Genomic DNA, 18,391 nt, shown 5'->3' on the forward strand with positions numbered 1-18,391 from the left:
TCACGGGTTGGCGATTTCGAGGAAGGCGGCGGCAGCGGCCTTGGCGAATTCGGGATGGTTGATGTGCATGGGCAAGCGGACGATCTGGCGGCCGGGGCCGGGTTTCAGGGTCCGCTCCACCGCCGCGAAAAGCTCCGCGTCGGCCTCCTGATCGAAAAAGGCTCCGCCCTCGACATCCAGCGCGGAGACGCCGCGTTCCGGTATGAGGAAACGGATCGGGCCCTTGCAGGCATCGAGCCTGGTGCCGATCCATTCGCCGATGGCCCGGCATTCCTCCGCCGTGGTGCGCATGAGCGTCACATTCGGGTTGTGGCGGTAGAGATTGCGGCCACGAAGATGTTCCGGGATTGTGTCCGGCGCCCAGTAATTGACCATGTCACAGGCGCCGAGAGACCCGACATAGGGCAGCCCGGTCCGCACAACCGCGCCGAACCGGTCCGCCGTGGCCGGCAAGACGCCGCCGAACAGGAAGTCGCAGACCTCAGTGGTCGTGATGTCGACGATGCCGGCGAGCATGGCACTGTCGGCGAGCTTTTCCATCGTGCGCCCGCCGGTCCCGGTCGCATGAAAGACCATGCAGTCGTACCGGTCGCGCAGGTGCTGCGAAATCGCCGTCACGCATGGCGTCGTCACGCCGAACATCGTGAGGCCCAGAGCCGGCCGCCCCTCCGCCCGCGGTGCCGGGCGCGCCGCCATGCCGGCGATGGCCTGCGCCGCGTTGTGCAGGATCGTGCGGCTCAAGCCGTTGATGCCCGCCATGTCGGTGACTGCCGGCATCATGGCGATGTCGGAAATATCGACATAAGGCGATACGTCTCCGGAAGCGAGGGTCGAGACCATCAGCTTGGGCAAGCCGTAGGGAAGCCGGCGCATGCCGGCGGTGACAATGGACGTGCCGCCGCCGCCGCCAATGCCGATCACCGCCGCCACATCCTCGCGCGCGGCGATGAAGTTGGCGAAGGCCTCGCCCATGGCGGAAACCGCCCTGCCCCGGTCGCTCGTGCCGAGCACCGCCTCGGCACCGTCGGGATGGTGCGCTGCCACCTCGGCGGCGAGCACGTCCACCGCGACGGAGGGATTTCGCGTGCCGACATCCACGCGCAGCACCGCCGCGCCGGCTCCGGCGATCGCGTCGGCCAGGAACGCGAGCTCCTCGCCCTTGGTGTCGGCCGTGCCGACCACATGGATGCGCTTCATGGCTCCCTCTCGCCGGCAAGCCTGCCGGACTCTCCTCCCCGCGCAAAGGCCTCACAAAAAGGCCGTTGCAAAATTTTGAGACGCGCGTATCGTATTGACATGGAAGTCTCACGTCAACAGTTCGGGCCGGTGGAGGAGGTCGAGCGCGGTCCGCGGGCAAGGACCCGCCGCCTGATGCTGGAGACTGCCACGCGGCTGATGCAGCGCGGCGTCACGCCGTCGGTGAGCGAGGTGGCGGAGGCGGCGGGTGTCTCGCGCGCTACCGCTTACCGATATTTCCCGAGCCAGGCTGCCCTCGTGCATGCGGTGGTGGGAGAAGCGCTAGGGCCCATTCTCACGTGGAAGTCGGGCGCGGCGAGCGCGGAGGAACGGGTGGCGGAGCTGTTCTCCACCTCCCTGCCCCGCATTGACGAGTTCGAGGCGACGTTCAAAGCCGCGTTGAAGCTTTCGCTCGAGCAATGGGCGCAGCGCCAGGCGGGGTCGCTCGGCAATGAGCCGCAATTCAAGCGCGGTCATCGTGTCGAGCTCCTGCGGCACGCATTGGCGCCGCTGAAGGGCGAACTCACCAAGGCTCAGATCGATCGCCTGGCGCAGGCACTGTCGTTGATCTTCGGGGTGGAGGTGCTGATCGTGCTCAAGGACATTTGGGGGCTCGAGGCGGGCAAGGCGCAGACAGTTGCACAGTGGGCTGCAAATACACTTGTGCGTGCAGCCATTTCAGAGGCAAAATCGATTTAAATGGCGCGAGACGCCAGGCCGCTGGCAAAGGAGGGCGTGGAGGGAGGCGAGAAATAGGGGTGCAGGGATGCCGCGAGGCTGCGTTTGCGGGGAGACGAGGCGAGGAGGCCACTGATCCCATCGCATCCGCAGCGCGACGGAGAAGCTGGGAGGCTTCGCGTCGGGAGACGGCAAGACAGGAGGAGTGCAGGAGCCGGCGCTGCCGCGGTCCTGCAAATGCGTAGGTGCAATTGGGAGGATTTCGACATGCGCATGAAATGGACCGGCATGCTTGCCGGCATCGGCTTAGCTTTGTCCTGCGGAACGTCGGCGCTCGCGCAGGAGCTCACCATCTTCTGGGCGGAGTGGGATCCGGCCAACTACCTGCAGGAACTGGTCAACGAATACGAGGCCGAAACCGGTGTCGTGGTCACGGTCGAGACGACGCCCTGGGCAGATTTCCAGACCAAGGCCTTCACCGAATTCAACGCGCGCGGCAGCGCCTATGACCTTATCGTCGGCGACTCGCAGTGGCTTGGCGCTGCCTCCGAGGCCGGTCACTATGTCGATCTGACCGAGTTCTTCAACAAGCACAAGCTGAACGAGGTGATGGCTCCGGCCACCGTCAAATACTATGCCGAATATCCATCGAATTCGGGCAAGTACTGGGCGATTCCTGCGGAGGGCGACGCGGTCGGCTGGTCGTACCGCAAGGACTGGTTCGAGGACCCGAAGGAAAAGGAGGCTTTCCAGGCCAAATACGGCTACGAGCTGGCCGTTCCGAAGACCTTCAAGGAGCTGCGCGACCTCGCGGAATTCTTCCACCGCCCGGACGAGAACCGCTACGGCATCGCGATCTACACCGACAACTCCTACGACGCGCTGGTGATGGGTGTGGAGAACGCCATCTTCAGCTATGGCGGCGAGCTTGGCAATTACGAGACCTACGAGGTCGAAGGCATCATCAATTCCGACAAGAATGTCGCTGCCCTCGAGATCTATAAGGAACTGTATAAGTTCACGCCGCCGGGCTGGGCCAAGAGCTTCTTCGTCGAGGACAACCAGGCCATCACCGAGGGTCTGGCGGCGATGAGCATGAACTATTTCGCCTTCTTCCCGGCGCTCGTCAACGAAGCGACCAACCCGCATGCCAAGAACACCGGCTTCTTCGCCAATCCGGCAGGGCCGGACGGGGACCAGTTTGCCGCGCTCGGCGGCCAGGGCATCTCCATTGTCTCCTATTCGGAGAACCAGGAGGAGGCGATGAAATTCCTGGAATGGTTCATCCGCGATGACGTGCAGAAGCGCTGGGCGGAGCTGGGCGGCTACACCTGCCACGCGGCAACGCTGGAATCGGCTGAGTTCCGCAATGCCACGCCCTATAACGAGGCATTCTACCAGACCATGTTTAAGGTGAAGGACTTCTGGGCGACCCCGGAATATGCCGAGCTCCTGCAGCAGGCGAACCAGCGCCTCTATCCGTTCGTGACCGGCGATCAGGGCACAGCCAAGGAGACCCTCGACGCGCTGGCCGCCGACTGGAAGGCGACCTTCGAGAAATACAACCGCTAGAGCCAGTGACGTTCACGAGGGGGCGGCTCTCCGCCCCCTCCCCTTCCTGTAGCAGGCTCTGGGGAGGAGCAGCGCTTTGACGACCGCAGTGATGGCAACGCTGGACCCGAAATCGCGCGCCGCTGCCCGCGGCATGAGCGATCTTGCGATCCGCAACCTCTTCATCATCCCGACGATCGCCTTCCTGATCATCTTCAACGTCTTTCCGTTGATCTACTCGCTGGGATACTCCTTCACCGACTTCCGCGCCTCGATGAACGCGCCTGCCAGATTCGTCGGTCTGGCGAATTATCGCGAGCTCCTGAACGACCCCTTCATCTGGTCGAACTTCGTCATCACCGCGAAATATGTGATCATCTCGGTCGTCGGGCAGGTCCTGGTCGGTTTCGGCGTGGCCATGCTGCTCAACCGCACGATCCCCTTCAAGGGCCTGATCACGACGCTCCTGCTCCTGCCGATGATGCTCTCCATGGCAGTCGTCGGCCTGTTCTGGAAGCTGCTCTACAGCCCGAACTTCGGCATCATCAACCACGCGCTCGGCCTTGGCACATTCGAGTGGCTATCCGATCCCGACATGGCGCTCTACGCCGTTGCCATCGTCGATATCTGGATGTGGTCGCCCTTCGTGATGCTCCTGTCGCTTGCCGGCCTGTCGGCCGTGCCCAAGCATCTCTACGAGGCGGCGGCGATCGACCGAGCCGGGCCGCTCTACACCTTCTTCCGCATCACGCTGCCGCTGGTCGCGCCGATCCTGATGATCGCGATCATCTTCAGGACCATGGAGGCGTTCAAGACCTTCGATCTCGCCTTCGTACTGTCGAGCCAGCCGACGACGGAGGTTATCTCGATCCGTCTTTACAAGATGGCCTTCCAGCAGTGGCAGACGGGCATGTCCTGCGCGCTTGCCTACATCATGCTGATCATGGTGCTGGCGATCACCAACATCTACGTGAAGTACCTGAACAAGGTGAAGGAGCGCTGAGATGGCCGCGGTAAGGACATCCACCGAAAGAGCGCTCAACCGGCTCGCCATCGTATGCGTGCTGATCGTGACGCTGATCTTCCTCGCGCCGATCTACTGGATCGCCTCCACCGCCTTCAAGCCGCGCGAGCTGGCGACGAGCGTGCCGCCAACCGTGCTTTTCGAGCCGGAGATCACGCCCTTCGTGAAGCTATTCGTGCGGCGCTCGCAGCTGCGCGAGCCGGTCGCTCCGGAGGTCTATGACGAAGCTCCCTGGTGGGAAAAGCTCGTCTATGACGACGGCGAGCGGCTGGTGCGCTCCGGAAGGACGGGAGAGGTCCAGCTGTCCGGCTATCCCGACCGGTTCCTGAATTCGCTCATCGTGGCGACGATCTCGACGATCCTCGCCGTCGGCATGGGCACGTTTACGGCCTACGGCTTCTCCCGCTTCAAAGTGAAGGGCGAGAGCGATCTCCTGTTCTTCATCCTGTCGACGCGCATGCTGCCACCGATCGTGGTGGCGATCCCGATGTTCCTCATGTACCGCGCGGTCGGCCTCAACGACACCCATGCCGGACTGATCATCCTCTACACCGCCTTCAACCTGTCTTTCTCCGTCTGGCTCATGAAGGGGTTCATCGACGAGATCCCGAGGGAATACGAGGAGGCGGCGCTGGTCGACGGCTATACGCGCATGCAGGCCTTCTTCAAGATCGTGCTGCCTGAAGCGGCCACAGGCATCGCCGCCACCGCGGTCTTCTGCTTCATCACGGCATGGAACGAATACGCGTTCGCACTGATCCTGACCAACCGCGAAGCGCAGACCGCGCCGCCCTTCATCCCGAGCCAGGTGGGCTCGGGCCTTCCTGACTGGACAGTGATCGCCGCCGGCACGTTCCTGTTCCTGCTGCCGGTCGCCATCTTCACTTTCCTGCTTCGCAATCACCTTCTGCGCGGCATGTCCTTTGGAGCGATCCGCAAATGAGCTTTCGCAGGCTGAATCAGAAATATCTGGCGCCGGGCTCGCAGGCGCTAATGATCTTCGGCATCGCCGCTCTCTGCCAGCCCTGGAGCTTTTTTCTGCATCGCTACGGCATCACGCTGACACTCATCGGCCTTGTCGTTTTCATGATCACCTCCAAGATCGGGCCGGAGGCCGGGCCGCAGGAGGTGGACCCCTATGAGGGGAGGCCCGGCCAATGACGCAGATCGAGCTTCGCGGCGTCGAGAAGTTCTTCGGTGAGGTGCAGGTCATCAGGAACCTTGACCTGTTCATCGATCACAACGAGTTCATCGTCATGCTCGGTCCCTCGGGCTGCGGCAAGACGACGACCCTGCGCGCCATCGCGGGTCTCGAGACGATCGACAGGGGCGACATCCTCATCGACGGCAAGGTGGTGCAGCACCTCAAGGCTGCCGACCGCGACATCGCCTTTGTGTTCCAGTCCTTCTCTCTCTACCCGCATATGACGGTTTACGAGAATATCGCCTTCCCATTGCGCGCGACGCGTCAAAGCAAGGCGCAGGTTGACCTGGCGGTGCGGCAGGTGGCGGAGATCCTGCAGATCACGCCTCTTCTTTCGCGCAGGCCGTCGGCGCTTTCGGGCGGCGACATGCAGCGCGTGGCCATCGGCCGCGCCCTGGTGCGCAGCCCGAAGGCGCTCTTGATGGACGAGCCTATCGGCGCGCTCGACGCCAAGTTACGCGAGGAGATGCGGGCCGAGATAAAGCGCCTGCATATGAAGCAGGGCTCGACCACCATCTATGTAACGCATGACCAGGTGGAGGCCATGTCGCTCGCGGATCGCGTCGTGATCATGCATGAGGGAGTGCTGCAGCAGGTTGGGACGCCCGAAGAGGTCTATTCCCGCCCGGCAAACCTTTTTGTCGCGCAGTTTGTGGGCAGCCCGGTGATGAACATCGCCGAGGCACATGTAGCTGAGGAGCATGGTGAAGCGCGCGTAAGGATGGCGGGCGCGGAGCAAGGATTTTCCTTTCCGCGCGATCTTCTCGGCCGCCTACCGGCCGGCAGTGCCGGCAACGGAATCGCCCTTGGCATCCGCCCCGAAGGGATTGCCGTCGAGCGGGAACCGCGCGAAGGCTTCCTGCCGGTGGAGGCGCGTATCATCGAGCCGCTCGGGTCCCACGATATCGTCGACCTTCAGGTCGGGTCGCAGATGCTGCGCGCACGCACCAAGAGCGGGTTCGTGCCGCGACCGGGTGAGCGGGTGTGGGCGCGCATCGACCCCGTGCAGGCGCATTTCTTCGACACACAGAGCGGCCGATCGCTCGGGGTGAGGCTGTAATGGCGATCGCCCTGTTGCTTCAGAGAGAGGATGCGCTCGGAGCGTCCACCTCTCCACGGCGCCGCCATTATTCTTTGGGGGCGAACTGATCCATGGCCCATATCCAGCTCAGAAACATCACCAAGAAATTCGGCGAGCACACCGCGCTTCGCGGCCTGGACCTGGAGATTGCCGATGGCGAGTTCTTCGTGCTGCTCGGCCAGACCGGAGCCGGCAAAACGACGACGCTAAGACTCATTGCTGGCCTGGAAAAGCCCACCGAGGGCCAGATCTTCATAGACGGGGTCGATGTGGGCGACTGGGGCGCTGCGGAGCGCGACGTGGCCCTGGTGCTGCAGCAATATTCTCTCTACCCGCGCTATACGGTGCGCGAGAACCTGGAATTCCCGCTGAAGCCGAAGCTCCGCCGGGTAGAGCCCGCCGAGATCAAGGAGCGCGTTGCACGAGCGGCCCGGACGCTGCGCATCGAGCACCTGCTCGACCGCAAGACGGACAGGCTCTCGGGCGGCGAGATGCAGCGCGTCTCCATCGGCCGCGCCATCGTGCGAAAGCCGCGCGTCTTCCTGATGGACGAGCCGCTGTCGGCGCTCGACGCAAAGCTGCGCGAGGCGCTGCGCACGGAACTCAAGAACCTGCAGATGACACTTGGCGCGACGTTCCTTTTCGTCACCCATGACCAAATCGAAGCAATGTCGATGGGCGACAAGATCGGCGTGCTCGACCGCGGCCGGCTGGTGCAAACCGGAACGCCGCAGGAAATCTACAACAATCCGCGCAACACGTTCGTCGCCCGCTCCGTCGGCTCGCCGCCAATGAACCTGGTGGAGGGAAGGCTGGTCGGCGGCCGGGCAGTGGTGGCGCCAGGCAATTTCGAGCTGCCGCTCAACGGCCAGGTCGCCAGCGCCGCGGAAGGGAGGCCGCTCATCTTCGGCATTCGACCCGAGGATATTTTCGTCGAGCCGGGCGCGCCGATCGCAGCAATGATCCACGACGTGGAAAACCATGGGGTGGAGAAGATCCTGACGCTCGTTGCGGGCGAGGCGACTCTGCGCGCCACGGTTCCGGCGCGGATGAACGTGGCAGTGGACGAGACCGTTAGCTTTGCCTGGAATCCGGAGAAGGTCCTCCTGTTCGATTCCGCTAGCGGCCTCAGCTTGCGGCACGCAGGTTAGCGCAGCAGTCGAGGGATAGTCAGGGTTCAGGGCGCAGCGTGGCGTGTCGGCCGCGGGAGGGACCAGTGAAAATCGGAATGTGCATGTTTCTTTGGACGACAAGCGTTTCAGGGAAGCACGAGGCTCTTCTGCGCGACATCAAGACGGCCGGCTTCGACGGCGTGGAAATTCCGGTGTTCGTAGGAACGTCGGATAAATATCGCCGGCTGGGTGCCCTGCTCGACCGCATCGGGCTGGAGCGCACGGCGGTTTCCGCCATTGGCGATCCGCGCAAAAACCTTATCTCGCCGGTTGCCGCCGAGCGGAAGGCCGGCATAGACCATATGCGATGGGCAATCGACTGCGCCGCCGCGCTCGGCGCCTCTACTTTGAGCGGACCTTTACACTCCACCCTCGGCCATTTCACGGGCACGGGCCCTACCCCGGCGGAACGGAAGCGTTCCGTCTCCTCCCAGCGGGCGATTGGCGACCATGCGGCCGCCCGCGGCGTAACCGTCGCGCTCGAGGCCCTTAACCGCTTCGAATGCTATTTCCTCAACACGATGGACGAGCTCTCTGCGCATATCGACGAGATAGGCCACCCTCACGTCAGGGCCATGTACGACACGTTCCATGCCAATATCGAGGAAGCCGATCCCATCGGCGCCTTCCTGCGCAATGCCCACAACATCGTTCATGTCCATATCTCCGAGAATGACCGCGGTGTGCCGGGGCGCGGCAACATCCCCTGGCAAGAAACCTTCGCAGCGATCCGCGGGAGCGGCTATGACGGCTGGCTCACCATCGAAGCGTTCGGGCGGTCGCTCAAGGAACTCGCAGCGGCCACCAAAGTGTGGCGGGACTTCGCCGAAAGCCAGGAAGCGGTCTATCGGGAGGGCTATCGACATATTCGGGAGGGCTGGGCGCACGCCGCTTGAAGCTGGTTACGACGGTCTGCCCTCCCCTGCCCGCTCCGGGGCAGCTTCAGTCGTGTTCTTCCACCTCGCCGGCCACCCCCCGCCGCCAATAGGCAGCGACCAGATTGCTCCGGCGCGGCAGCCCGCAATCCCTGCGCAAATAAGTGCGGATCTCCCGGGCGGCGGTGTGTTCACATCCTGTCCAGACAAACAGGGAATCATCGCCGGGAAGGTCGAGCGCCTTAACCGCGTCGGCGAGCAGGGTCGTTGTGCCAGCCGCCTGGCCGTCGCGCGGGAGCCAGCGCAGGTCGAGATCCGCCTGGGTTTGAAGCTCCTGCCGCTCGGCATTGTCGGCGATCTCGATCAATGCGATTACCTTCTTGCCCGGAGGCATTTCCTCGAGCATGCGCCCGATCGCCGGAAGCGCTGTTTCGTCGCCGGCGAGCAGGTAGCGGTCGGCCTCGCGCAGCTCGCCCCCGCCGGGTCCGATCATGCCCACCACATCTCCCAGATCGGCCTCGCGCGCGAAGCTGGCGCCGGGCGTCTCATGGCCTTCGTGGAGCACAAAATCGATGTCCACCTCGCCCGCATCCACATCGATGCAGCGGATGGTGTAAACACGGGCGACCGGCCGTGGCCCGTCGGGCCACGCCTGGCGGCCGTCGGCGGCCATCACCGGCCAGACCGGCTTCACACCCTTTTCAGGCGAAAGCAACAGGCGCACATGCAGGCCGCCATGGCTGAAGCGCTCGAGATCGCTGCCCTTTAGCGTCATGCGGCGAATGCGCGGCGTGATCTGCGTTGCGCGCAAGACCCGCATCTCTCGGAAATAGGGTAGCGGCGCGCCGGGCTGCGCGCCGCCGGCCCAGACGATCTCGGGCGTCTCGCCGGGTGCGAATTCGCTGACATGCTCGGCCACGCCCCATTGCAGGTAAGCGAGCGAGGTCGCATCGGCGGCTGCGACGCTGAAACGGATCGCGCCCTCGCCGGCGAGCGCCTCCGCCACGCCTATGTCGAAGACGACCCTCCAGTTGTCGTCGGTACCGGACACGGTGCCGTGTTCGATGAAATGGTCGCGCAGCCTTGCCATCACCTCGGACGGATTGGCCAGGGAGATCGCAGTTTGCGCACGCAAAGTGAGATTTGCGTTCACCGGCCTTCTCCGACGGATATGGGTATGGCCGGAGGAGTTTGCGGCAAGGACCTTGCGCCGTCTGTAGCCCCGCGGCCGGAGGCGATGGCGATTGCCGGCGCCGCGGCCACCGCGACCAGCCCCGCGCCGGCAAAGAAGAGGCCATAGCCGAGGTGCTGCGCTGCGTAACCCGCCGCGACGCCTGCCGCCATGCTCACAAGCGCGTCCACGGACTGGAACAGGGTGAAATCGACGCCGCCCTGGCGCGGGTCGGACCAGTGCATGAACTGGGCATAAAGTGCCACAAAGCCAAGCGCCATGGTTCCGGAGGAGCCGGCGACCGCGACGGCGACGAGTGCCCAGCTCGGTAGTGCGGGATAGGCTTCGCGCGCGGCGAAGAAGAAGAGTGCCGCAGCCTGCAGCAGCAGCGCCGTGAGCAGGACTGGGCGGGCGCCGAACGCCCGGACCAGTGCGCCTCCGGCGAGTGCCGCCGCCGGTCCGACGACCATGCTGCCAACACCGTTCACCAACCCTACGGTCGCAAGGTCAAGCCCCGCGTCGATGAGGAACGGCCCTACCATCATCATAGCCGTTTTCTGGGCCAGCACGTAGAGGGCGGCCACCAGGAGGCCGCGGCGGATCTCGGGCCGGCGCAGGGCGGAAGCCAGCGACGGGACGTGCGAACGCTGCTCATAGGCCCCTCCCCTGCCCCGGGTCAGGAGGAAAGGTATTCCAAGGAAGGCAAGAAGCGCGGCCATGGCCCAGACCGCGACGGCCCAGCCATAGGCGGCGGCAAGGACGAGAAAGAGTCCCCCGCCGATCGCTGCGCCGAGATAGGCCCCGCCCACCTGGGCGGCATTGACCCAGCCGTGCTGTTCGCGGGGCAGGCTCTCGACCGCATAGCCGTCGCAGGCGATATCGACGGTGGCGGCGGCAAAGGCGATGACCGTGAGGCAGGCGAGGACCGGACCGAGCGATTCCGGGCCGAGCGCGCCGACGATGCCGAAGCCAAGGATGGAAAGCCCGCCACCGGCCATGACGATCATGCCCGACCGGTTGCGGCCGACTGGCGGCAGCCGGTAACGCTCCACCATGGGTGCCCAGAGGAATTTCAGCGCCCAGGGCAAGGCGATGAGAGACAGCAGGCCCACGCTGTCGAGCGGCAATCCCCGGTCGCGCAGGACCGCCGGCAGGCCTGCCCAGGTGACGCCGCCGATGACACTCTGCGCCACATAGAGGCCGCCCACCGCCAGCACGACGGCGGAGGGCGACGGCAAGGCGGCAAGGTTCCTGGCCATCGGTTCAGAACCTGTAACGCAGGCTGCCGAAGACCGAGCGGCCCTCGTCCCAGTAGCAGTTGCCAGCCGTGCAGATCGGCTTGCGCTCATCGAAGAGGTTCTTCGCGTTGACCTGCAGCATGAGGCCGTCGAGGTTCGGATGGTTCGCGCCGAAATCGTAGGACAGTGCTGCGTCGACGAAGATGCGGTCGTCGTTCTCGAACGAATTCAGGTCGTCGCCGTAGCTTTCGCCGACATAGCGGAGGCCGGCGCCGAGCCCGAGACCCGCCAGCGCGCCGGACTGGAACGTGTAGTGGCCCCAGAGCGAGAAAATGTGATTGGGCGTGGAGGAGAGTTCATTGCCTTCTGTTCCAGGCGCGCCTTTCTCGATCTTCATGCGCATATAGGTGTAGGAGGCGATGAGGCCGAAGCCGTTGTCGAAGGAAGCGGCAGCCTCCAGTTCCAAACCCCGGGCGTTCAGGTCGAGCTGGCGCTGCCGCTGGTTGCCGGCATCGTCAAAGGTGCCGTCGAAAACGACGCCGTCCGTCTGATCGATATTGAAGACGGCCGCGCCGAAAGTCGCGTCGTAGTCGGGGATCTCGTATTTCGCGCCGACCTCGATCTGTTCGCCTCTGGTGGGCCGCGCCACCCGCCTTTCGTTGGTTACACCGTCATAGACGAAGCCGATATTGGGCGAGAACGAGGTGGAATAGCTCGCATAAGGTATGATGCCCCACTCGGTTCTGTAAGACAGGGCTATGCGGCCGGAAAACGCCTCATCGGTCTGATCGTGCTCAGTGAATAGATGATCGGTGCTCCGGCTGTCGGCCCAATCGTAGCGGCCGCTGGCGAACAGGGTAAAGCCATTCCACTGCATCTGGTCATGCAGGTAGATACCTGCCTGATGCATGGTCTGGCTGCCGGAAAAGGACAGCGGCATTGCAGCGGCGTCATCGACGGAGGTGTAGGAGACCCCGTTGTGAGCCTCGTAGTCCGACCAGCCGTAGTCGATCCCGGCGACCGCCACGTGGCTGACAGGCCCAGTGTCGAACTCGAACTGCGCCATGTTGTCCATGACGAAGTTCCTCATGTCCTCCTTATAGTGTCCCCAATAGCGGGCGAGCAGGTCGGGGTCTGCCGGATCGGCGGGATAGTGCCCGCTATATTCAAGGTCGGCATCTACCGTGCTGAAGCGAAGGTTCTGGCGGACCGTGAGCAGATCGTTGAAGCGGTGCTCAAACTCGTATCCGATACGGGCCTGTTGGCCGGTGAAGTCGTTCCAGGCCGGATCGCCTTCATAGATGTTCGATACCTGACCGTAGGCCGGATTGTAGAAAAACGCGGTGCCGCCGGTGACCGCGCGGGACACCTCCCCGAGCACCGTCAGCTTGGTGTCCTCATCCGGTTGCCAAGTGAATGCCGGCGCCAGATAGAGCTTGTCGTCGGGATAGCCCGGAAGCTCCGTCTCGGACAGACGGCCCAAGCCGGTCAGGCGGTACAACAAGGTGCCATCTTCATTGACCGGCCCCGAGAGGTCGAACGCCGTCTGGTAGCGGTCGTTTTCGCCGAACAGCAACTCGACCTCGCGGAACTGCTCGTCCTTCGGCCGCTTGGTGACAAGATTGACGATGCCTCCGGGGCCGCTGATCCCGTAGAGCGAGGAGGCTGGCCCCTTCAGGACGGTGAGACCCTCGATCCCGTAGGGCTCAGTCCGGAACCATGCGGACGGGCCGTTGTACTGACGCAGGCCGTCCCGGAACAAGCCGTTGTAGTGGGCAGGGAAGCCGCGGAGATAGAAGGCGTCGTACCGGCTGTCGAAACCGAAGCTGTTGGGATTGGCGCTTGCGGTATAGCCGAGGGTCTCGTTAAGCGTGCGCGGCTTTTGGTCCTCGATCTGGTCCTGTGTCACTACCGAGATCGCCTGCGGAATGTCCGCGATCGGCGTGTCCACCTTGGTCCCGACGCGATCCTGCCTGGCGACATAGCCGTCCTGCACCAGGATGTCGTCGCTCTCAGCCTCCACCTCGAGGCGCTCGAGGCGCGTCGGTGCCTCCTGGGCCAGAACGGGTCCCATCGGGTAGGAGAGCGCGGATGCAGCCAGAAGGACGAGCTTGAGCCGACGGCAACGCGGACGGACAGCCATGGGAAAGAAAACCCCTGCAAGCAACTGATTTGTTCTGAGGTTGCTTCGCCCGATGCAGGGGCGTGGCTGCCGGACGGCACTGATAGTAAAGGTGACTGCTCATGTCAACTTACAGAGAGAGGAGTCTGCCAGTCGGTCGAGCTGGAGCAAGCAACGCGAGCTCCGCAGGCAAGTCTCGCGCCCTCCCCTCCCCTCGTGACAACCACGTCTGCCGGGTGAAGCTGTCCCTTCGGACGAGTTGGCCGCGGCCAACTCCATCATCCGAACCGGCGGAATAACCGCAAAGCTCTGACTCACAGGTCCGGGGCCCGATCACGTGGGTGGAAGGCGATGGGTCCGGCAAAGCCGACCGCTGCGGGCCGCTCGTTGGCAATGGTTAGCGAATCATGTCATCATCGATACGCTTTTTAAACATAGCTGGGCTAAAAAGCGCATCGAAAGGAAAAATCGATGTTGCAGAAACAAGACGTCTCGACAGCAATTTCCTCGGATGCGCGAATCTCGCAGCATGCTAGGCAGCTTTCCAAACAGCTGCAAATGCTGCGCGAGAGGCTTTTCCCACCATCCTCGACGAAGAGCATGAAGACGTTCACGTCGGGCGAAGCAGCTCAGCTGGTCGGCGTATCGGACGGGTATCTCCGCCAGCTGTCGATTGATGGGAAAGGCCCCGCGCCGGAAGTTTCCGCGACCGGTCGGCGTTCCTACACTTTGGAACAAGTCAACGAGCTCCGCCACTTCCTAGCAGCCTCGAAGCCGAGGGACACCTTGAACTTCCTGCCTTGGAGGCGGCGCGGCGAGAAGCTTCAGACCATCGCGGTAGCCAACTTCAAGGGCGGATCGGCGAAGACGACCACATCCATATACCTGGCGCAGTATCTGGCCCTGCAAGGGTATCGGGTGCTGGCCGTCGATCTGGACCCCCAGGCATCCCTCTCCTCGATGCTGGGGGTGCAGCCCGAATTCGATCTTTCGGAGGGAGACACTCTCTACGGCGCCATCCGCTATGACGAAAGAAGGCGGCCGCTCAGGGAGATCATCCGCAAGACCTATTTCGCCGGGCTCGACCTCGTTCCCGGAAATCTGGAGCTGATGGAGTTCGAACACGAGACGCCGCGGGCGCTCGTCGAACGGCGCATGGGGCAGAGTGACATCTTCTTTAGGCGAGTCGGCATCGCTCTTGCCGAGGTGGATGCCGACTACGACATCGTGGTGATCGACTGTCCGCCGCAGCTCGGCTACCTGACGCTCGGGGCTGTCTGCGCGGCAACGTCGCTCCTGATCACCATCCACCCGCAAATGGTGGATGTCGCCTCGATGTCGCAGTTCCTGCTGATGACCTCGGATCTGATGGCCGTGGTCCGAAAGGCCGGCGGCGATCTCAATCACGACTTCATCCGATATGTGGTCACCAGGCACGAGCCCCACGACGGACCGCAGGCGCAGATCGTAGCCCTGCTTCGGAGCATGTTCGGCGGCGAGGTGCTTGCCGCGACCGTCCTGAAATCGACTGCGATCGCCGACGCGGGCCTGACGAAGCAGACGCTCTATGAGATCGAGCGGGGGCAGGTCCGCCGTTCGACCTATGACAGGGCGCTCGAGTCGCTGGATGCGGTCAATGGCGAGATACTCGCGAACATCAAGCAGGTATGGGGCCGCACATGAGCAGGCGGGAGAAGTTGTCCGGCATTTTCGCTGAGACAAGCCGCGAGTTGGCCGCGGCCAACTTTGCGGATCAGGAGCGGGAGGGGCGTGTCCTGGCGGGCCCCGTCCGCACGATGGGGCTGGCGCTTGACCGCATGGATCAGCAGGCAAGGGAGCTTCAGGAGGCGCTCAAGTCGGGCGAAAAGGTCGTCGAGCTCGATCCCGCGCTTATCGACAGTTCCATTGTGCGCGATCGCCTCGAAGGCGAGGTGCTGGAAGACGACGATCTGGTGAAATCCATCGAGGCCAACGGGCAGGAAGTGCCTATCCTGGTCCGGCAGCATCCGCGGTTCGAAGGCCGCTATCAGGTCGCCTACGGCCATAGGAGGCTGCAGGCAGTAAGGCTTCTGAATCGAAAGGTGAGGGCGGTCGTCCGTCCCTTGACAGACGACGAACTCGTCATCGCACAAGGCATCGAAAATACCGCGAGACGGGACCTCTCCTATATCGAGAGAGCGGTTTTTGCCTCTAGCCTCGAGGCAAGAGGCTTTGCGCGAAGCGTCATCATGCAGGCCTTGTCTACCGACAAGACAGAATTGTCGAAGCTGCTGTCGGTCGCCAAGAGCGTGCCGGACGACCTGGTGAAAGCAATCGGCGCTGCTCCCGCCACCGGCAGGCGCCGCTGGCTGGACTTGGCGGAAAAGCTGGCGGGCGAGAGGCCGCTGAAAACGGCAAGAGAAGCAGTTCGGACAGACAGGTTCAGGAGCCTGGATTCCGATGAACGTTTCATGCTGGTTCTTGCCGCCGTCTCGCAGAAAGCGCGGCCGGCAAGCACCCTGAAGGAATGGAAGCCAAAGAACGGGGCGACGGCGGCGAAGATCAAGGACAACGGAAAGACGCTCTCCTTGTCGCTGACCTCGCAGGACGGGTTCGGAGGGTATCTCGCCGATCGGCTGGACGAACTCTATGCTGATTGGCAGACACAACGAGGTTTGAAGCAGGAGTAGATCAACCGCAAAAGAAAAAGGCCCCCGAACGTCGCCGTCGCGGAAGCCCTTCTCTGTAGCTAGCAACACAGAGAATCTCATTTCCGCGAATCACTGTCAAGAGTCCTAAGCGTCGATTCGGCGAGCAGATTTCTTTTGCCCGATGAAAGGGTGAAGAGAAATGGAGACGGGAATTGCGACGACGCCCTTCGGGCGGCGGCCGATGGCGCTTGCCATCTTGGCGGCGCAGAAGGAGGCGCGGGAAATCCCTGCAGGGCGCGCCGTCGACAAGTGGCAGCTCTACCGCAACCTCTGCGAGGCCAAGGGGCTTGTGGGCGTCGGAGATCGTGCGCTGGCGGTGCTCAGCGCGCTGCTGTCGTTCTATCCGGACAATGATCTCAGCGAGGAAAACGGGCTGATCGTGTTTCCCTCGAATGTGCAGCTTTCGCTCAGGGCTCACGGTATGCCGGATTCCACGCTCAGGCGGCACCTGGCGGCTCTCGTGGATTGCGGCCTGATCATCCGTCGCGATAGCCCCAACGGGAAGCGGTACGCCCGCAAGGGGAGGGGAGGGGAGGTCGAGGAGGCCTTTGGGTTCTCGCTTGCCCCGTTACTGGCGCGGGCGGACGAGTTCCAGGCGGCCGCTGAGCGCGTTCGCGCCGACAACAGGGCGCTGAAACTCATGCGCGAACGCATCACGCTCTACCGCAGGGACATCCAGAAGCTCATCGAGGCGGCCGTCGAGGAACATGTGCCGGGCGACTGGGGCGGTCTCTGGGGGCGGTTCCGGACCATAGTCGAGGCTATTCCGCGCCGCGCCTCCGTTGCGGAGCTGGAGCCGGTCGTGGCCGATCTCGCAGGCTTGCGCGAGGAGGTGGACATCCTGCTGGAAAGGCAGATGAATTTTACGAATCCGAGCGGCAATGAGTCCCAAAGCGAGCGGCAGCATTCTAATTCAAACACCGAATGCATCCTTGAATTTGAACCTGCTTTGGAGAAAAGCGGGGCGGCCGAGCCAAATCCTGCGGGAGCCGAGCCGGCGAAAACCTATCCGCTAGGGCTGGTGCTGAAGGCTTGCCCGGAGATCCTCGACTACGCCGTTGACGGTATAGCCAATTGGCGCGACCTGATGGAGACCGCCGCTCAGGTCAGGGGCTATCTGGGTGTGTCTCCGTCAGCCTACGGAGATGCCTGCCTCGTCATGGGGCGGGAAACAACCTCGATCGTCATTGCCTGCATCCTGCAGCGGGCGCAGCATATCAATTCGGCGGGCGGATATCTGCGGGCGCTGACGGAGAAGGCGAGGGCAGGTGAATTCTCTGTCGGGCCCATGTTGATGGCCGCGCTGAAGGCCAGCGGTGGAAATTCGCGAAAGACCGGGTGAGGGAGGTGGATGGGCTGAGCGCGAACCGAGGGTCGGGACTTGTTGCCCGCCTCATGTGAGGCTATATTTGGGCTCAGGTGAATGGAGGCAGTGATGCTGGCTGTTGCAAATGTCGCGGATGTGTTGGGCCTTCCGTCCAAGGAGGTGGCGGCCCGGTCGCCGTTCGGGCTCATCAACCGGATCGAGCACGGCCTGCCCATTGAGGCGCTCGATCGCATCGCGCAGCTCCTCGCGCCTGGTGATGCTCAGTTCAAGTATCGACTGGTCCCCAAGGCGACCTATGAGCGCCGGAAGTCCGCCCGCCGCCTCTCGTCGGAGGAGGGAACGCGGCTGGCGCGCGTGGCTCGGGTCTGGAGTCTTGCCCTCGACGTCTGGCGGAGCGAAGACGATGCGCGCGATTTCCTGTTTCGGCCGCATCCGATGATCGAGGACAGGCGGCCGGTCGACGTCGTGATTCAGAATGAATTCGGCGCGGAGCTGGTCATCGATATCCTGGGCAGCCTGAAATATGGCAGCGCCGCGTGACGGCGCAGATTCTCGATCGCACGCTGTCGTGCTTTCGCATTGGTGACCCGGACGGAGCTTATCCCATTTTTGACGCGACCGGCTCCACCATCGCCCCAGGACGGTGGAACACTTCCGGCAGCCCCGTCATCTATGCAAGCGAGCACTACTCGACCGCCCTGCTCGAGAAGCTCGTGCACGGTAGCGGTCGCTTGCCGCCCAATCAGCACTATATCGAGATCACCATTCCGCGCGGGCTGACTTACGAGATCTTCTCGCCACCGGCCCTGCCGGGCTGGGACAGCATGCCCGCGACCGTCAGCAAGACCTTCGGCGAGGGCTGGTGCCTTGAGAAACGCAGCGCGGTTCTCATGGTGCCAAGCGTCGTTGCGCGACTTGATCGCAATGTGCTGATCAATCCAGCTCATCCGGAATTCCCTGCCATCGAGGCAAGCCTGCACGCGCCCGTCTTCTGGGATCGGCGCCTGTTCGGCATATAGCGG

General features: G+C 63.3%; 17 protein-coding genes. 13 read left to right on the top strand and 4 right to left on the bottom strand.

The genetic code is table 11. The features are described from left to right. Entirely contained in the window at positions 1–1,197 is a 1,197-nt protein-coding gene (locus RIN79_RS16130; protein ID WP_309085701.1) for a Tm-1-like ATP-binding domain-containing protein, read from the bottom strand. Positions 1,198–1,296: 99 nt separating this feature from the next. On the opposite strand from RIN79_RS16130, the gene RIN79_RS16135 reads away from it, so the two are divergent. The 8 genes from RIN79_RS16135 (at position 1,297) to RIN79_RS16170 (ending at position 8,842) form a co-directional block, all read left to right on the top strand. Then, positions 1,297–1,935, top strand: a complete 639-nt coding sequence (locus RIN79_RS16135; protein ID WP_309085702.1) for a helix-turn-helix domain-containing protein — start codon at positions 1,297–1,299, stop codon at positions 1,933–1,935. 246 nt (positions 1,936–2,181) lie between these two features. Further along, positions 2,182–3,486, top strand: a complete 1,305-nt coding sequence (locus RIN79_RS16140) for an extracellular solute-binding protein (protein WP_309085703.1) — start codon at positions 2,182–2,184, stop codon at positions 3,484–3,486. Positions 3,487–3,577: 91 nt separating this feature from the next. Then, positions 3,578–4,468, top strand: a complete 891-nt coding sequence (locus RIN79_RS16145; RefSeq protein ID WP_375165953.1) for a carbohydrate ABC transporter permease — start codon at positions 3,578–3,580, stop codon at positions 4,466–4,468. A gap of 1 nt (position 4,469) precedes the next feature. After that, entirely contained in the window at positions 4,470–5,432 is a 963-nt protein-coding gene (locus RIN79_RS16150; protein ID WP_309085705.1) for a carbohydrate ABC transporter permease, read from the top strand. Next, on the top strand, positions 5,429–5,650 hold the full coding sequence (locus RIN79_RS16155) for a hypothetical protein (RefSeq protein ID WP_309085706.1): 222 nt from the start codon (positions 5,429–5,431) through the stop codon (positions 5,648–5,650). Before RIN79_RS16150 ends, RIN79_RS16155 begins: the two co-directional genes overlap by 4 nt. Continuing rightward, a complete protein-coding gene (locus tag RIN79_RS16160; RefSeq protein WP_309085707.1) occupies positions 5,647–6,753 on the top strand; it encodes an ABC transporter ATP-binding protein in 1,107 nt (368 codons plus the stop codon). The genes RIN79_RS16155 and RIN79_RS16160 overlap by 4 nt, the downstream gene beginning before the upstream one ends. Positions 6,754–6,845: 92 nt before the next feature. Then, entirely contained in the window at positions 6,846–7,925 is a 1,080-nt protein-coding gene (locus RIN79_RS16165) for an ABC transporter ATP-binding protein (protein ID WP_309085708.1), read from the top strand. A gap of 65 nt (positions 7,926–7,990) precedes the next feature. Further along, positions 7,991–8,842 (top strand): sugar phosphate isomerase/epimerase, encoded by an 852-nt coding sequence (locus tag RIN79_RS16170; RefSeq protein WP_309085709.1) that lies wholly within the window; start codon positions 7,991–7,993, stop codon positions 8,840–8,842. Between the two features lie 46 nt (positions 8,843–8,888). Here the strand turns inward: RIN79_RS16170 and RIN79_RS16175 are convergent, their stop codons facing one another. The 3 genes from RIN79_RS16175 to RIN79_RS16185 are packed head-to-tail and all read right to left on the bottom strand — an operon-like array spanning position 8,889 to position 13,373. Continuing rightward, on the bottom strand, positions 8,889–9,974 hold the full coding sequence (locus RIN79_RS16175; RefSeq protein WP_309085710.1) for a siderophore-interacting protein: 1,086 nt from the start codon (positions 9,972–9,974) through the stop codon (positions 8,889–8,891). Beyond that, on the bottom strand, positions 9,971–11,251 hold the full coding sequence (locus RIN79_RS16180) for an MFS transporter (protein ID WP_309085711.1): 1,281 nt from the start codon (positions 11,249–11,251) through the stop codon (positions 9,971–9,973). The genes RIN79_RS16175 and RIN79_RS16180 overlap by 4 nt, the downstream gene beginning before the upstream one ends. 4 nt (positions 11,252–11,255) lie before the next feature. Then, positions 11,256–13,373 (bottom strand): TonB-dependent siderophore receptor, encoded by a 2,118-nt coding sequence (locus tag RIN79_RS16185; protein WP_309085712.1) that lies wholly within the window; start codon positions 13,371–13,373, stop codon positions 11,256–11,258. A gap of 450 nt (positions 13,374–13,823) precedes the next feature. On the opposite strand from RIN79_RS16185, the gene repA reads away from it, so the two are divergent. The 5 genes from repA to RIN79_RS16210 all read left to right on the top strand — a co-directional run bounded on the left by repA (position 13,824) and on the right by RIN79_RS16210 (position 18,388). Continuing rightward, a complete protein-coding gene (gene repA, locus RIN79_RS16190; protein ID WP_309085713.1) occupies positions 13,824–15,035 on the top strand; it encodes a plasmid partitioning protein RepA in 1,212 nt (403 codons plus the stop codon). Further along, complete coding sequence (gene repB, locus RIN79_RS16195) at positions 15,032–16,021, top strand: plasmid partitioning protein RepB (protein WP_309085714.1); 990 nt, start codon at positions 15,032–15,034, stop codon at positions 16,019–16,021. Before repA ends, repB begins: the two co-directional genes overlap by 4 nt. Positions 16,022–16,181: 160 nt before the next feature. Continuing rightward, entirely contained in the window at positions 16,182–17,384 is a 1,203-nt protein-coding gene (gene repC, locus RIN79_RS16200) for a plasmid replication protein RepC (protein WP_309085715.1), read from the top strand. Between the two features lie 93 nt (positions 17,385–17,477). After that, positions 17,478–17,909, top strand: a complete 432-nt coding sequence (locus tag RIN79_RS16205) for a DUF2384 domain-containing protein (RefSeq protein WP_309085716.1) — start codon at positions 17,478–17,480, stop codon at positions 17,907–17,909. Then, positions 17,906–18,388 carry an RES family NAD+ phosphorylase gene (locus RIN79_RS16210; protein WP_309085717.1) on the top strand — a complete coding sequence of 161 codons (483 nt, stop codon included), beginning with the start codon at positions 17,906–17,908 and terminating at the stop codon, positions 18,386–18,388. The genes RIN79_RS16205 and RIN79_RS16210 overlap by 4 nt, the downstream gene beginning before the upstream one ends. Positions 18,389–18,391 lie beyond the last annotated feature (3 nt).

Source organism: Chelativorans sp. (assembly GCF_031180965.1).
Taxonomy (GTDB): Bacteria; Pseudomonadota; Alphaproteobacteria; order Rhizobiales; family Rhizobiaceae; genus Chelativorans.

Coding starts and splice junctions, on each gene's coding strand:
- RIN79_RS16180 (WP_309085711.1), bottom strand. CDS start 11,251: ATGGCCAGGAACCTTGCCGCCTTGCCGTCGCCCTCCGCCGTCGTGCTG.
- RIN79_RS16155 (WP_309085706.1), top strand. CDS start 5,429: ATGAGCTTTCGCAGGCTGAATCAGAAATATCTGGCGCCGGGCTCGCAG.
- RIN79_RS16140 (WP_309085703.1), top strand. CDS start 2,182: ATGCGCATGAAATGGACCGGCATGCTTGCCGGCATCGGCTTAGCTTTG.
- RIN79_RS16185 (WP_309085712.1), bottom strand. CDS start 13,373: ATGGCTGTCCGTCCGCGTTGCCGTCGGCTCAAGCTCGTCCTTCTGGCT.
- RIN79_RS16205 (WP_309085716.1), top strand. CDS start 17,478: ATGCTGGCTGTTGCAAATGTCGCGGATGTGTTGGGCCTTCCGTCCAAG.
- RIN79_RS16150 (WP_309085705.1), top strand. CDS start 4,470: ATGGCCGCGGTAAGGACATCCACCGAAAGAGCGCTCAACCGGCTCGCC.
- repB (WP_309085714.1), top strand. CDS start 15,032: ATGAGCAGGCGGGAGAAGTTGTCCGGCATTTTCGCTGAGACAAGCCGC.
- repC (WP_309085715.1), top strand. CDS start 16,182: ATGGAGACGGGAATTGCGACGACGCCCTTCGGGCGGCGGCCGATGGCG.
- RIN79_RS16165 (WP_309085708.1), top strand. CDS start 6,846: ATGGCCCATATCCAGCTCAGAAACATCACCAAGAAATTCGGCGAGCAC.
- RIN79_RS16160 (WP_309085707.1), top strand. CDS start 5,647: ATGACGCAGATCGAGCTTCGCGGCGTCGAGAAGTTCTTCGGTGAGGTG.
- RIN79_RS16130 (WP_309085701.1), bottom strand. CDS start 1,197: ATGAAGCGCATCCATGTGGTCGGCACGGCCGACACCAAGGGCGAGGAG.
- RIN79_RS16135 (WP_309085702.1), top strand. CDS start 1,297: ATGGAAGTCTCACGTCAACAGTTCGGGCCGGTGGAGGAGGTCGAGCGC.
- repA (WP_309085713.1), top strand. CDS start 13,824: ATGTTGCAGAAACAAGACGTCTCGACAGCAATTTCCTCGGATGCGCGA.
- RIN79_RS16145 (WP_375165953.1), top strand. CDS start 3,578: ATGGCAACGCTGGACCCGAAATCGCGCGCCGCTGCCCGCGGCATGAGC.